Below are 14771 nucleotides of genomic sequence, written 5' to 3' on the forward strand. Positions count from 1 at the left end.
TTGGCCAGTCTGGCGCATCAAGTCCGCCCGGGCCAGCCTTGCCCTGCCCCGCACTGTCGCCTATCTGCTGTGCATGGCCAAGAAACCGGACAACAAGAATTACAAGGTGATCGCCGAAAACCGGCGTGCACGCTATGATTACGAAATCCAGGAGGACCTGGAGGTTGGGATCATTCTGCACGGGTCAGAGGTGAAATCCCTGCGTATTGGCCAATCCAGCATCGCCGACAGCTATGCCTCGGTCGACGACGGAGAGCTGTGGCTGACCAACGGCTATATCGCCCCATACGAACAGGCGATGTTCGGCCACGAGGCCCGGCGCAAACGCAAACTGCTGGTCAGTCGCCGCGAGCTGGCGCGTCTGTGGAACGCGACCAAGCGTGAGGGCATGACCCTCGTCCCATTGGTGATGTATTTCAACGACCGCGGGTTGGTGAAACTGAAAATCGCCACGGCCAAGGGCAAGAAAAACCACGACAAGCGTCAGACCGACGCGAAACGTGACTGGGCAAGGCAGAAACAGCGATTACTGCGTCACGACACCTGACGTACCCCCGCGCCGCTATTGCCGATTGCAATGGCCGCGCCAGTTATGCGACAGCCGCCCGCGATATTGTCCGAACCCGGCACCACGCCGCGATCCTTTCGATGCACCTCGGTGCAATCCAACAGAAAGCCTCTGCTGTGCAAACTCCTTATTACCTGATCGACAAATCCCGCCTGTTGCCAAACATGGAAAAAATCGCATGGCTGCGTGCGGAATCCGGGGCGAAATGCCTGCTGGCCCTGAAATGCTTTGCCACATGGTCGGTGTTCGATTTCATGTCCGACTACATGGACGGTTCCACCTCGTCCTCGCTCTATGAGGTGCGTCTGGGCCGTGAGAAGTTTCCGGGCGAAACGCACGCCTATTCCGTGGCCTACGCCGACCACGAAATCGCCGAGGTGCTCGCCCATTCCGACAAGATCATCTTCAACTCCATCGGTCAGCTGACGAAATTCGCGCAGCAATCGGATGGACACATCCGCGGGCTGCGGGTCAATCCCGGTGTTTCGACCTCGGAATTCGACCTGGCGGACCCCGCGCGTCCCTTCAGCCGGTTGGGCGAACATGACCCAAATGCGATCGACGCCATCGCCGACCAGATCAGCGGCCTGATGTTTCACAACAACTGTGAAAACGACAGTTTTGACCGCTTTGACGAAATGCTGACCCTGATCGAGGATCGGTTCGGCAAGGTCATGCACAAGATGGACTGGATCAGCCTGGGCGGCGGCATCCATTTCACGGGCGCGGATTACCCGCTGGACCGCTTTGCCGCCCGGCTCAAGGGCTTTGCCGAACGCTATGGCGTGCAGGTCTACCTTGAACCCGGCGAGGCCGCGATCAGCGGCGCTGCCACGCTCGAGGTGACGGTGCTGGACACCATGCACAACGGCAAGAATCTGGCTATCGTCGACAGTTCCATCGAGGCGCATCTGCTGGATTTGCTGATCTACCGCGAACCGGCCAAAATCGCGCCCAACACGGGCGATCACGCCTGGATGGTCTGCGGCAAATCCTGTCTGGCCGGGGACATTTTCGGTGAATTCCGCTTCGATGCCCCGCTCAAGGCGGGTGACCGGCTTTCGTTTCAGGACACGGCAGGCTACACAATGGTCAAGAAAAACTGGTTCAACGGCGTCAAGATGCCCAGCATCGCGATCCGTGAACTTGATGGCAGCACCCGGTTGGTGCGCGATTTCGACTACGACGATTTCGCAGCCGCACTCTCCTAATTCATGGCAAAGGGGTTTTTTGGATAAATGAAACGTAATGTTCTGATCATCGGTGCTGGCGGCGTCGCACAGGTCGTCGCGCATAAATGTGCGCAAAACAACGACGTTCTGGGCGATCTACACCTGGCTAGCCGCACCATCGCGAAATGTGACGCCATCATTGCCAGCGTCCACGAAAAAGGCGCGATGAAACAGGACGGCGTTTTCCAGTCCCATGCCATCGACGCGATGGACAGCGATGCGGTCGCAGCCCTGATCAATGCAACAGGCGCGCAGATCGTGATCAACGTCGGCTCGCCCTTTGTGAACATGACCGTGCTCGAGGCCTGCATCCAGACCGGTGCCGCCTATATCGACACGGCCATCCACGAGGACCCGGGCAAAATCTGCGAAACCCCACCGTGGTACGCCAACTATGAATGGAAACGCCGCGACGCCTGCGCCGCCGCAGGGGTGACCGCCATTCTGGGCGCGGGTTTCGATCCGGGCATGGTCAACGCCTTTGCCCGCCATGCCGCGGATGCCTACATGGACAAGGTGACGTCCATCGATATCGTCGACATCAATGCCGGCAACCACGGGCGTTATTTTTCGACCAATTTCGATCCCGAAATCAACTTTCGCGAATTCACCGGCACGGTCTACAGCTGGCAGGACGGCGCATGGCAGACGAACAAGATGTTCGAGGTCGGGCGCGAATGGGACCTGCCCGTCGTAGGCAAGCAAAAGGCCTATCTGTCCGGCCATGACGAGGTGCATTCGCTGTCCGCGAACTATCCGGGTGCCGACGTGCGGTTCTGGATGGGCTTTGGCGATCACTACATCAACGTCTTTACGGTGCTGCAAAACCTCGGGCTATTGTCCGAACAGCCCGTCACCACCGCCGAAGGGCTGGAGGTCGTCCCGCTGAAAGTGGTCAAAGCCGTTCTGCCCGATCCGTCCAGCCTGGCACCTGACTATACCGGCAAGACCTGCATCGGCGATCTGGTCAAGGGGACCAAAGACGGTCAGGAGGTCGAGGTGTTCGTCTACAACGTGGCCGACCACAAGGACGCCTATAACGAGGTCGGCAGCCAGGGTATTTCCTACACGGCTGGCGTGCCGCCCGTGGCCTTTGCCATGCTGATCGCGGATGGCACCTACGACAAGGGCACCATGATGAACGTCGAAGAGCTGGACCCGAAACCGCTGTTCACCCTGCTGGACACCATCGGCCTGCCGACACGGGTGCGCGACGCAGACGGCGACCGCGCCTGGAACGCCAACTGACCCGGTCGGGGGCACTGCGACGCGGTGCCCCCCCCCCTTGCCGATGACGCCCCGGTCGCGCTTGCCTTGACGCCCCCCGTGGGGTAGCACTCGCCGCGACCCTCGCCCCTACAGGAGAGCGCCATGGCGACCCCGGACGATCCGCGCACCCTCGTCAGTGCTGACTGGCTCAAGGCGCATTTGCGCGACCCCGACATGCGTATTCTCGACGCCAGCTGGCACATGCCCGACGCAGGACGTGATGCCCGTGCGGAATATGCAGCCAGCCACATTCCGGGTGCGCGGTTTTTCGATATCGACGATATTTCGGACAGCCGGTCCGAACTGCCCCATATGGTGCCAGAGGTCGAAAAATTCATGTCGCGCCTGCGCGCGATGGGTGTGGGCGACGGCCATCAGGTCGTGGTCTATGACAGCACGGGGCTGTTTTCCGCGGCCCGCGTCTGGTGGATGTTCCGCCTGATGGGCAAACGCGACGTGGCCGTTCTGGACGGTGGTCTGCCCGCATGGATCGCCGCCGGAGGCGCGACCGAAGACCTGCCACCCGTAATCCGCGACCGCCATATGACGGTCAGCCGCCAGAACCAGATGATCAAGGATGTCACCCAGGTTGCGCGCGCCGCGAAACTCGGTGACCACACCACGCTGGATGCCCGCGCCCCCGCCCGTTTCAACGGCGAGGTACCGGAACCGCGCGCAGGTCTGCGCAGCGGCCACATCCCTGGGTCGCGCAACCTGCCCTATACTGCATTGCTGAACGCCGATGGCACGATGAAGGACGCCCCCGCCCTGCAACAGGCCTTTGCCGACGCAGGTGCAGATTTGACCAAACCCGTTATCACGACCTGCGGGTCGGGTGTGACCGCCGCCATCATCAACCTTGCGCTGGAACGCATCGGCAAGACCGACCACGCGCTCTATGACGGGTCATGGTCCGAATGGGGCATGTACCCCGACCTGCCCATCGCCACCGGCCCCGCCACCTCCTGAGGACCCACAGATGTTCGAGACGCTCAAGGCGCAACCCGCCGACAAGATCCTGTCACTCATGGCCGCCTACCGCGCCGACCCCCGCGACACCAAGGTCGATCTGGGCGTGGGCGTCTACAAGGACCCGACCGGCAACACGCCCGTCATGCGCGCCGTCAAAGAGGCCGAGCGCCGCATCGTCGCCGACCAGACGACCAAGGCGTACACGGGTCTGGCGGGTGATCCCGCCTTTGCCGATGCGATGATCGATCTGGTGCTGGCCGATACCGTGCAGCGCGACCGGATCGCGGCCATAGCGACCCCCGGCGGCACCGGCGCCATCCGGCAGGCGCTGGAACTGATCCGCATCGCTTCCCCCGACGCCACCGTCTGGCTGTCGAACCCCACGTGGCCGAACCACCCGTCGATCATCAAATTCCTCGGTATGAAGATGCAGGAATACCGCTATTTCGACGAGGCGACCCGCGGCGTCGATTTCGATGGTCTGATCGCCGATCTGGGGACGGTCGCACCGGGCGACGTGGTGCTGCTGCACGGCTGCTGCCACAATCCGACGGGTGCCAACCCCACGGCGGACCAGTGGGACCAGATCATCGCGGTGATCAAGGACCGCAGTGCCGTGCCGCTGGTCGATATCGCCTACCAGGGATTTGGCGACGGCTTGCAGGACGACGCCGCCGCCACGCGCAAGGTGGCCGCCGCATTCGACAACGTGCTGATCGCCGCCAGCTGCTCGAAAAACTTTGGCATCTACCGTGAACGCACGGGTATTTTGATGGGCCTCGCCCGTGACGCCCAAGAGGCCACGCTGACACAGGCGAACCTGAACTTTCTCAACCGCCAGAACTACTCATTTCCGCCCGATCATGGCGCGCGGGTGGTCAGCACGATCCTGACCGACCCCGCGTTGCGCGCCGACTGGGAGGCAGAGCTGGAGGAAACCCGCAACACCATGCTGGCCCTGCGCCAGCAATTGGCCGACGAGCTGCGCCAGCGCGCCAATGATGACCGGTTCGATTTCGTGGCACAGCATCGCGGCATGTTCAGCCGGATCGGGGCCTCGCCGGAAGAGGTCGAGACGATGCGCGACAAGAACGGCATCTACATGGTGGGCGACAGCCGCATGAACATCGCGGGGCTGAACGCGGATACCGTGCCGCTGCTGGCGCAGGCCATCGTCGACGCAGGCGTCTGAGCCACACACCATCGCTGCACGGATCATCCCGCCCGCTGGCCCTGACGGGTCGGCGGGCGGGGCGCGTTTGTGCGTCCGCACAAACAGCGGCGACCACCGACATGCTGCACGTGCAAATGCGGGTTGCGACCCTTCGCGTAACAATATACGCGTGAAGGCGATCAAAAAGAAACAAAGTGACCCGACCATGTCTTTTCGCCTGCAACCGACACCCCCTGCCCGCCCGAACCGCTGCCAGTTGTTCGGACCGGGATCGAACACCAAACTGTTCGCCAAAATGGCGGCCTCGGACGCCGACGTCATCAACCTCGACCTCGAGGACAGCGTGTCCCCAACGGACAAGGATGCAGCCCGCGCCAACGTAATCGCGGCGATCGGCGCGCACGACTGGAGCACCAAGACATTGTCGGTGCGGATCAACTCGCTCGACACACCGTTCTGGTATCGCGACGTGGTGGATCTGCTGGAACAGGCGGGTGATAGGCTGGATCAGATCATGATCCCCAAGGTCGGCTGTGCGGCCGACGTCTATGCCGTGGATGCGCTCGTCACGGCGATTGAAACCGCCAAGGGCCGGACCAAACCCATCGCGTTCGAGGTCATCATCGAATCCGCCGCTGGTCTGGTGAATGTGAATGAAATCGCGGCCTCCAGCCCCCGGATGCAGGCGATGAGCTTGGGTGCCGCTGACTACGCGGCCTCGATGGGGATGCAGACGACGGGCATCGGCGGCACGCAGAACAACTACTACATGCTGCATGGTGAGACGCGGCATTATTCCGACCCGTGGCACTGGGCACAGACCGCAATCGTCGCCGCCTGCCGCACCCATGGCATCCTGCCTGTCGATGGCCCCTTTGGCGATTTTTCCGACGACGAAGGCTACCGCGCGCAGGCCCGGCGATCCGCCACGCTGGGCATGGTCGGCAAATGGGCCATCCACCCCAAGCAGATCGCACTGGCCAACGAGGTCTTTACCCCGTCAGAGGCAGCCGTTGCCGAGGCACGCGAAATCTTGGCCGCGATGGAAACCGCCAAGGCACGCGGCGAGGGTGCCACCGTCTACAAGGGCCGTCTGGTCGACATCGCATCCATCAAACAGGCCGAAGTCATCGTCAAGCAGTCCCAAATGATCGCGGGCGCCTGACGCCTCGCGGCATTGCAATTCCCGGTCTCACGCGCCTATATCGGCACCAGTTCCAGTAAAGGTGCGTGATGACCCAATATCTCGAATTCGAAAAACCTCTCGCCGAAATCGAAGGCAAGGCCGAAGAGCTGCGCGCGATGGCCCGCGAAAACGAGGAAATGGACATCGAAAAAGAGGCCGCTGCATTGGATCGCAAGGCGGCCGACCTGCTGAAACAACTGTATTCCGGGTTGACGCCGTGGCGCAAATGTCTGGTCGCCCGTCACCCCGAACGCCCCCATTGCAAGGACTACATCGAGGCGCTGTTCGACGAATTCACACCGCTGGCCGGTGACCGGAACTTTGCCGACGATCATGCCGTCATGGGCGGTCTGGCGCGGCTGAACGGTCGCCCCGTCATGGTGATTGGCCATGAAAAGGGCAACGACACCAAATCCCGCATCGCGCGCAATTTCGGCATGGCCCGCCCCGAAGGGTATCGCAAGGCGATCCGCCTGATGCGCATGGCCGACCGTTTCGGCCTGCCCGTCATCACGCTGGTCGACACCCCCGGTGCCTACCCCGGCAAGGGGGCAGAGGAACGCGGCCAATCCGAGGCGATTGCCCGTTCGACCGAGGCCTGTCTGGACCTGAAGGTGCCGATCATTTCCGTGGTCATCGGTGAAGGCGGGTCCGGCGGGGCCGTGGCCTTTGCCACCGCCGACCGCGTGGCGATGCTGGAACATTCGATCTATTCGGTCATCAGCCCCGAAGGCTGCGCCTCGATCCTGTGGAAGGACGCAGGCAAAACCCAAGAGGCCGCCGCCGCCCTGCGCCTGACGGCACAGAACCTCAAGGAGTTGGGCGTCTGCGACCGGATCATCCCCGAACCCGCAGGCGGTGCCCACCGCGACGCCGCCGCCGCGATCAAATCCGTGGGTGCCGCGATCAGCGAATTGCTCGCATCCTTTGACGGCATGAAACCCGCCAAAATCATGGCCGGACGGCGCAAGAAATACCTCGATCTGGGGAAAAAGGGCCTCGCGGCCTAAACGTCGCGGTGCAGGGTGACATAGCTGTCACCCCCCTGCACTGCGCGCAGACAGGCCCACAAGGCTGCGTGATCGTCATCCACCTCGCAGGTGGCCTGCGTCCAACCGCTGGCCACGGCACGGCGCAGGACGGCGCCCAGAACGGCAGGCACATGGCCCGGGACTGTGCGTGTTACGTCCAGCCAGCCCAATTCCATATCAGCGCGCAAACTGCCGAACGCTACCAGCGCGCCTTGTGCGTCAGTGACGAACAAGGCATCGGTCAGGTCATCCCCACCGAATATCAGCGCCCGCCCCTCTGGTCCCGGATCGCGTGGCGGATTGCTGCGATGGGTGCGCGCGTAGTGATCCCAATGGGCCGCGAACCAGCCGGCCCAATCGGCAGGATCGCCCGGCGATACCCATTGTGCCGTCCAATCCGCAGGCAAGTCGGGCAAGGTCAGCGGCAAGGTGTTCAGGTCGATTGCGACCAGTCGCGTCCGCCGCACGCGGCGAAACCCAAGGGCGAAAAATGCGGTCAGGTCCGTGTCAGCGGGTGCCACGACGCGCAGGCGATGGATGAAATCCGGCAGGTTCAGGCCCGCAATCGCCAGTGTCAGCGCGGCGGGGTCACAGGCGGCATCCAGGCTGTCGTCGTCCAGCGTCAACGCGTTGGGATGCAGCGCCGATTTGAACCAGCGGATCGCTGCTACCACATCTTGGCCTCGGCCGCTGCGGCATAGCCTGCATCATAGGCCGCCCCATCGAACTCCGGCTCGACCTCTTGCAGCAGGTCCCCCGCCTTGGGCAGGGCCGCGCCGTGATCCTCACCCGACCACAATGCGGACCGCATGATCGCCTTGGCGCATTGGAAATAGACCTCGGTCACGGTGATGACGACGACGCTGCGGGGATGTTTGCCGCGCTGTTCGAATTGCTGCAACACATCTGCATCGACCGTCACGATGGCATGGCCGTTCACGCGCACGACATTGCTGCTGCCGGGCACCATGAACATCAGGCTGACGCGAGGGTCACGCACGATGTTGCGCAGCGTGTCGATGCGGTTGTTGCCCATCCAGTCCGGCAGCAACAGCCTGCGATCATCCGCGATACGCACGACAGGCCCGACATCACCGCGTGGCGATCCGTCCGTGCCTTCTGGCCCGACGGTCGACACCACGACGAACCGGGCCGCGTTGATCCACGTCCTGTAGGCAGGGGTCAGACGGTCGCGCACCTTGGTCAGTGACCGTGGCACGGCAGGGCCATAAATCGCGGTCAGCTCGTCGATGGATGATACCGGGGTCATACGGGGGCTCCGGGTTCGACGGGTGGGATGGACTTGCGCTGCGGCACGTCCAGTCCGGCCTCGCGCGCCAGCGCATCGGACCGATCCTCGATCGCGTTTTCCAGCACGACCATGAATTCCCGCAAGGGCAGGCCAGCCGGTATAGGGTCGAGGAAATCGAACACCGCCACACCCGGCTTGCGATAAATCCCGCGTTTCGGCCAGAACACGCCAACATTGGTCGCCACCGGCACGCAGGGCTGTTGCAACTGCCCATAGAGGGCTGCCGTGCCTTTTTTATAGGGGGCAACGGCACCAGCCGCCACACGGGTGCCCTGCGGATAGATGCACAGCTGACCCGGTTTCTGGTCGCCGGCCTTGACCCGCGCCAGCATGTCCTTGATCGCCTGACCCTTTTTGCCACGGTCAACCGGTATGCAGCCCGCACGATAGGCATACAGGCCCAGGATCGGTGCCCACAGCAGCAATCGTTTCATGATGAAACGCGGGCGCGGCATGGTCTGATAGATCGCCATCACGTCCATGAAACTCTGGTGTTTGGCCGCGACCATGCAGCCATAGGTCGGCACCGTGCCGCGGAATTCGAACCGCAGGCCAATCATCCAGCCGGCCAGCCACATCACCGTCCGGGCGTAGGCCATGCAGGCGGTGCGCCCGCCCATTGGCGACACCAGAACATAGGGCAGAAAGACGATGCCGTAGATTGCCATCAGGATGTACATCACGACGGTGAACAGCAGCGACCGCAGCCATTGGATTGCGTAACTCATGCTTGGGTCCTCAGGGTGCGCAACGCCGCAGCGCGGGTTGCCAGAAAGGCGACGACTGCCGCAAGGGGCGGGATGAAAAGTGGCAGGAACCAGCCAGCGCCGGAAAAACCGAGACCTGTCAGAAATCCACCGTCGTCACCGTCTGGCAGGGCGGCCACCGCCAGCAGTCCCAGGATCGTGCCGACCAGCGCACCCAGCCCGGCCCGCAGGGTGAAACGGCGGACAAACGCACGCGCGATATAGGCGTCGCGCGCACCCACCAGCCGCATCACGCGAATGACCTGCGCATTGGCCGACAGCGCCGATTGCGCCGCCAGCGTGATCATCGCAGCCACGGCACCGCCGATCAGCAGCAAGGCGACCCAACCCAGGGTCCGCAACCGGTTCGCCGCATCGACCAGCGGTTCGCGCCAGCGTGTGTGATCGTCCAGCACGGCGGCCGGAACCTCGGCCTGTAGCCGCGCGCGCAGGCCCGTCGCGTCATATCCGTCCGCATCTGCCGTCACCTCGATCAGCCGGGGGATGGGCAGCGTTTCCAGCGGCAGATCGGGGCCGAACCAGGGTTCCAGCAAAACGGCCTGTTCCTCGGGGGTCAATGCACGGGCCGATGCCACACCGGGGGTCGTTTCCAACACCTGCAAGGCCGCGCGCACCTGTGCCTCGCCCTCGCCTGCGGGGGCCGATATGCGCAAGGTCGCCGTGCGCGCCAGCTCTGCCGACCAGCGATCCGCCAGCCGCCCCGTCGCCACCGACAGCGCCAGCGCAAAGACTGCCAGAAACGCCATCGCTGCCGCGGTGAAAACCGTCAACCGCGCCGTGAACCCGGTGGGCGGGACAGCGCGGTCAGCCTCGCGGTCACCTTGCAACAGACCCAGGATTTGCGTGACCCGCGGATTCACAGCGTCACCCCGGTTTCCAGTTGCCCGCCCCGGATGCGCAGCACATTGGCCACCACCTGCGATTTGGCAAAACGGATCAGGTTCAGGTCATGGGTCGCGATCAGCACCGTCTTGCCCATCCGGTTCAGCTCGATCAGCAAGGTCAGCAGGCGTTGCGACATCTCCCAATCGACATTGCCTGTCGGTTCATCCGCCACGATCACATCCGGCGAGGTGATGACCGCACGGGCCAGCGCTGCACGCTGGCGTTCACCGCCCGACAACTGCGGGGGCGTCTGTGCCGCCTGCCGTGACAGGCCGACCCAGCCCAGCAGATCGCCCAGGTTGTCCTGTGCCTCCTTGCTGCGGCCGGATACCTGCAACGGCAGCGCCACGTTTTCAGACAGCGGCAGATGGTCCAGAAACTGGCAATCCTGATGCACGACCCCGATGCGACGGCGCACCAGTGCCACATCATCGCGTGTCAGCCCTGCGGCATCCTTGCCGAACAGCGTGACATGCCCGGATGTCGCCAGCAGATCGCCATAGCAGAGTTTCAGCAGCGTGGTCTTGCCCGCGCCCGACGGTCCGGTCAGGAACTGGAACGATCCCGGTGCAAGCTGCAACGACAGCCCCGCGAACAGGGAATCCCCGCCATAGCTGTAGGCCACATTCTCCAGCTCGATCACGCGGATTTCTCCTCCAGCAGCGTTGCAAGTGTTTTGCCCAAATTTGCAACAGGTTACAATGCAAAGCCACTGACCGGTGCCGGACGCCTTGGCTTTATCGGTGGGGACGTTAACTATCCCGTGAAACTTCTGTGTCGTAACTTCGGCAAGCCGACGAAGGACTTGGTATGGCGACGATCCGACTGATCTGCCCGAATTGTGGCGCGACCTACGAGGTCGACGCCGACGTGATCCCCGCGGGCGGGCGTGATGTGCAATGTTCGAACTGCGCACATACCTGGTTCGAATCGGCAGACGACCCCTCTGATGCCGCCGAAAGCATGGGCGCGGTCGAACCCCCGCGCGCGCCTGAACCGCGCGAGGCGGACCCTGACCCGATGGATGATCCATTCGACCGGGACGACGACGGCGATGCGCCGGGTGATGACGCGGACATGCAAGACGACCCCGCTGACGCTGCAACCGATGACAACAGCGTCGTGGTCGATGATGCACCGTCCGTCCCGCCCCAGGCGCAGGACGTGCCCGCCGCAGCGCCGATGCAGCGTCGCCCGCTGGAGGCGTCGATTGCGGAAATCCTGCGCGAAGAGGCCGCCCACGAAGAGGCCGCGCGCAAGGCCGAGGCCGGCGATCCCTTTGCCGGGCAGACCGATATGGCCCTGCGCGATCCCGAACCACAACCCGCCGCGGTCAAACCGCGCCGCCCCCTCCCCCCCGAGGACGAAGGCCGCGAACGTCTGGCCCGGCTCAAGGGTGAAACGCCACCCGCCGCATCCAAACCCGCAATACGTCGCGAACAATTCCCCGACATCGAGGAAATCAATTCGACCCTGCGCTCGGACGCGGAACGCGACCCGCTGGGCCCTATCCCGACCGAACAGGCCGAAAATGACCGCAAGAGCGGGCGCGCCGGTTTCCTGACCGTGATCGGTCTGATCCTGATTGCCGTGGCCATCTACACGTTGGCCGACACCATCGCGGCCACGGTGCCCGCGCTGGCCGAACCGCTGGCCGCCTATGTGGCCGCCGTCGACGCGGGCCGCCTGTGGCTGGACAATCAGGTTCAGGCCCTGGTCCGCGCGATGGGTGGCGACATCTGATCACACCGGACCACCGTCCCAAAGGCCCCGGCTCGCCGGATCAGAACCGGTCGAGAAGCCGGTTCAGATAATCGCGTTCGACCTGCGGCCTGTTCTGTTCACCTGAGCGGCGGCGCAATTCGTCCAGCAATTCCTCGGCGCGGCGGTAGGTGTCTTCGCCCTGCAACATGTTTTCGTCACTGCCGAACTGACCCGAATTGCCCAGCTGACGGCCAAGCGGATCACGGCGCGAAGGTTGCACCTGACCATTCGTCTCTCCTTGCGCCTGACCTTGACCGGGTTCTTGCTGTTCGTTCTGCGCCAGCGCCTCGCCCAGCGCCTGCATGCCGCCGCGCAGTGCATCCAGCGCCTCGGCCTGCTGGTCGATGGCCCGGCCCAGATCGCCGTCGCGCAGGGCCTGCTCGGCACCGTCCATCGCACCTTCGGCACGGTCCAATTGCTGTGCGGCACGGTCGCCCGCATCGCCGGGCAGCCCCGGCAATTGTCCGCGCTGGCGGTTCAATTCATCGCGCAGCGCCTGCTGACGTTGGGCAAGGCTCTCGCCACCCTGACCCTCCTGGCCCTGGTCGTTCTGCGCCTGACCCTGCCCTTGCTGGTTGCCGGGTTCGTTGCCCTGTCCCTGTTGCTGACCTTGCCCCTGTTGCTGGCCCTGCCCCTGTTGCTGACCTTGGCCCTGTTGCTGACCTTGGCCCTGTTGCTGGCCTTCTTGCCCTTGCTGGCCCTGCTCTTGCAAATCGCGGAATGCGTCGTCGGACAGTTCTTGCTGTTCGCGCAAGGTATCGGCCAGATCCTGCATCGACTGCTGGCCGGGCGTGCGCGGACCATCGCCCTGCCCCTCGCCTTGGGTAATGCGCATGTTTTCCAGCATCTGGTTCAGCTGTTCCATCAGCGCCTGCGCCTCGGCCATCCGGCCTTCCTGCATCAGCTCCTCGATGCGATCCATCATCGCCTGTAGCTGATCCTGGCTCATCTCCTGCGAATTCTGCGCCATATCAGGCTGGTCCGTGCCGCTTTCGCCCGGTTCCATCTGGTCGGCCAACATCTGCATGTAATCGCGGGTGGCCTCGCGCAGCTCGTTCATCAGTTCGGCGATTTCCTCGTCAGAGGCACCGTTGCGCATCGCCTCTTCCAGCCGTTCCTGCGCGCGGCGCAGACGTTCGCGGGCGTCGGCCAACGTGCCTTCTTCCAGCTGAATCGCAAGCTCCCACAGCGCCGTGGTCAGTTCCAGCTCCTGATCCTCGGTCAGGCCTGCGGTGTTGTAACTCTCCAGATTGCGCACGATCTGGCGCAAACGCAGGTAAGTCGTCTGATTGGTGAACAGATCCTCGGGCGTATAGCTGATCGCACGCAGCACCTGCGCGATGCGCCGCCCGTTGTCATGGCTCCACATCAGGTCGCGGCGCTGTTCGATCACGGCCCGCGCCACCGGCTGAAAAAACCGCCGCCCCGGCAGTGTCATCGGCACCGTTTCGCTGGTTCCATCCTGTCCTGCGGCATCCGTCACCGTCAGCGTCATGGTGACCGGCAGATTGGCCAGCGGATGTTCCGACAGGTTTTCGATCAGCACCTCTTCGAAATCGGCGCGATCACCGCCAAAGGGCATCGGCAGGTCAATGACCAGAGGCTCAATCGGATCAGGGTCCACCGTCAGCCCGTAACGGCGGTCCACCGCGTCCAGATCCAATGCGATGGTCACGAACCCGGTCTCGACACCGTAGTCGTCCGTCGCGGCAAAGGGTTGCTGCAACTCGCCCATCGCGTCGGAATCGATTTCGCCATTGAACGACACGCTGGGGGCCGTATCCTCCTGCGCGGTCACATCCCAGGCCGCACCGCGTTCACCACTGATCGCGAGCCGGCCCGATTGCGTCACGACAAAGCGTTGTTCAGGGTCAGAGGCGGGCGCGATGTCGGTCGTGCGCCCGGACACGGTTTCATCCACCGTCAATGCACCGACCTCGCCGTACAGGCGCAGGGTGATTTCGGACCCCACGGGAACACCCATCGGCCCCGGCGGAATATCGTTCAGGTACAATGTCGGACGCCCGGTATAGGCCGGGGGCGTCACCCAGCCTTCCCAGACGGGGCCGGTGGCGAGGGTCTGTGTGCCGCCTTGCGCGATTTCGGACACCGACCCGACCCGCAGGACCGACCCGAACATCAGGGCACAGACGAAAAACAGCAGCGCGATGAATCGCAGACCATAGGGGTCGCGGTCGCTGACCCGCAGGTCCGGTTGCACGGCACGGGCATTTTCAGATGCGGCGCGCATCCGCGCGACATGGGCCTGCCAGACGGCCTCTGATGCGGCATCGCCGGTGCCGATGGCCTGCGTGTCGCGCACTGCGGCAATGGGTCGCCCCGGCAGACTGGCATCCAGACGGGCCACGGCGTCGGAATAGGTCGGCCATGTGAACCGGCGCACACCCCAGACCAGCGCGCTGCCGAACCCCAGCACGGCCAGCACCGACAGCCCCCAGAATGCCTCCAGCGTCAGGCGGTCCTGCCATCCAAACATCAGGGGCGCGAGGATGACGAAACACACGCTCCACAAGGGCCAAAAGGCCCGCGTCGCCTTTTCGGCGAACAACCCCAGACGCGTCAGCAACACGGGGCGTTTCAGGTGCGGCAG

At 63.7% G+C, this 14771-nt stretch carries 14 protein-coding genes; 8 read left to right on the top strand and 6 right to left on the bottom strand.

What is annotated here, in order from left to right; genetic code table 11:
- Window positions 1-73: 73 nt before the first annotated feature.
- The 7 genes from smpB to AN189_RS10330 all read left to right on the top strand — a co-directional run bounded on the left by smpB (window position 74) and on the right by AN189_RS10330 (window position 7411).
- Entirely contained in the window at window positions 74-547 is a 474-nt protein-coding gene (smpB, locus tag AN189_RS10300; RefSeq protein ID WP_056035144.1) for an SsrA-binding protein SmpB, read from the top strand.
- Window positions 548-684: 137 nt separating this feature from the next.
- On the top strand, window positions 685-1779 hold the full coding sequence (locus tag AN189_RS10305; protein ID WP_056035711.1) for a carboxynorspermidine decarboxylase: 1095 nt from the start codon (window positions 685-687) through the stop codon (window positions 1777-1779).
- A 27-nt stretch (window positions 1780-1806) separates the two neighbouring features.
- Window positions 1807-3048 carry a saccharopine dehydrogenase family protein gene (locus AN189_RS10310; protein WP_056035149.1) on the top strand — a complete coding sequence of 414 codons (1242 nt, stop codon included), beginning with the start codon at window positions 1807-1809 and terminating at the stop codon, window positions 3046-3048.
- A 123-nt stretch (window positions 3049-3171) separates the two neighbouring features.
- Window positions 3172-4038 (top strand): 3-mercaptopyruvate sulfurtransferase, encoded by an 867-nt coding sequence (gene sseA / locus AN189_RS10315; protein WP_056035151.1) that lies wholly within the window; start codon window positions 3172-3174, stop codon window positions 4036-4038.
- 10 nt (window positions 4039-4048) lie between these two features.
- A complete protein-coding gene (locus tag AN189_RS10320) occupies window positions 4049-5233 on the top strand; it encodes an amino acid aminotransferase (RefSeq protein ID WP_056035154.1) in 1185 nt (394 codons plus the stop codon).
- A gap of 187 nt (window positions 5234-5420) precedes the next feature.
- Window positions 5421-6380, top strand: coding sequence for an L-malyl-CoA/beta-methylmalyl-CoA lyase (locus tag AN189_RS10325; protein ID WP_056035712.1), 960 nt, complete (start codon window positions 5421-5423; stop codon window positions 6378-6380).
- Between the two features lie 68 nt (window positions 6381-6448).
- Window positions 6449-7411 carry an acetyl-CoA carboxylase carboxyltransferase subunit alpha gene (locus AN189_RS10330; RefSeq protein WP_056035157.1) on the top strand — a complete coding sequence of 321 codons (963 nt, stop codon included), beginning with the start codon at window positions 6449-6451 and terminating at the stop codon, window positions 7409-7411.
- Here AN189_RS10330 and AN189_RS10335 read toward each other — a convergent pair.
- From AN189_RS10335 to AN189_RS10355, 5 genes are read right to left on the bottom strand one after another with little or no spacing between them, the layout of a single operon-like run.
- On the bottom strand, window positions 7408-8106 hold the full coding sequence (locus AN189_RS10335; protein ID WP_056035161.1) for a hypothetical protein: 699 nt from the start codon (window positions 8104-8106) through the stop codon (window positions 7408-7410). The genes AN189_RS10330 and AN189_RS10335 overlap by 4 nt on opposite strands.
- Window positions 8100-8702 carry an MSMEG_1061 family FMN-dependent PPOX-type flavoprotein gene (locus AN189_RS10340; protein ID WP_056035164.1) on the bottom strand — a complete coding sequence of 201 codons (603 nt, stop codon included), beginning with the start codon at window positions 8700-8702 and terminating at the stop codon, window positions 8100-8102. Before AN189_RS10340 ends, AN189_RS10335 begins: the two co-directional genes overlap by 7 nt.
- The gene (locus AN189_RS10345; protein WP_056035167.1) at window positions 8699-9472 is read right to left on the bottom strand and encodes a 1-acyl-sn-glycerol-3-phosphate acyltransferase; all 774 of its coding nucleotides are present in this window, start codon (window positions 9470-9472) and stop codon (window positions 8699-8701) included. The genes AN189_RS10340 and AN189_RS10345 overlap by 4 nt, the downstream gene beginning before the upstream one ends.
- Window positions 9469-10371, bottom strand: a complete 903-nt coding sequence (locus AN189_RS10350; protein WP_056035170.1) for an ABC transporter permease — start codon at window positions 10369-10371, stop codon at window positions 9469-9471. Before AN189_RS10350 ends, AN189_RS10345 begins: the two co-directional genes overlap by 4 nt.
- Entirely contained in the window at window positions 10368-11039 is a 672-nt protein-coding gene (locus AN189_RS10355; protein WP_056035173.1) for a cell division ATP-binding protein FtsE, read from the bottom strand. Before AN189_RS10355 ends, AN189_RS10350 begins: the two co-directional genes overlap by 4 nt.
- 167 nt (window positions 11040-11206) lie before the next feature.
- On the opposite strand from AN189_RS10355, the gene AN189_RS19490 reads away from it, so the two are divergent.
- Window positions 11207-12139 carry a zinc-ribbon domain-containing protein gene (locus tag AN189_RS19490; protein WP_056035176.1) on the top strand — a complete coding sequence of 311 codons (933 nt, stop codon included), beginning with the start codon at window positions 11207-11209 and terminating at the stop codon, window positions 12137-12139.
- A 40-nt stretch (window positions 12140-12179) separates the two neighbouring features.
- Here the strand turns inward: AN189_RS19490 and AN189_RS10365 are convergent, their stop codons facing one another.
- A complete protein-coding gene (locus AN189_RS10365; RefSeq protein WP_253279599.1) occupies window positions 12180-14750 on the bottom strand; it encodes a TIGR02302 family protein in 2571 nt (856 codons plus the stop codon).
- Window positions 14751-14771: the final 21 nt, after the last annotated feature.

It is taken from the genome of Loktanella sp. 3ANDIMAR09 (assembly GCF_001420005.1).
Lineage (GTDB): Bacteria > Pseudomonadota > Alphaproteobacteria > Rhodobacterales > Rhodobacteraceae > Loktanella.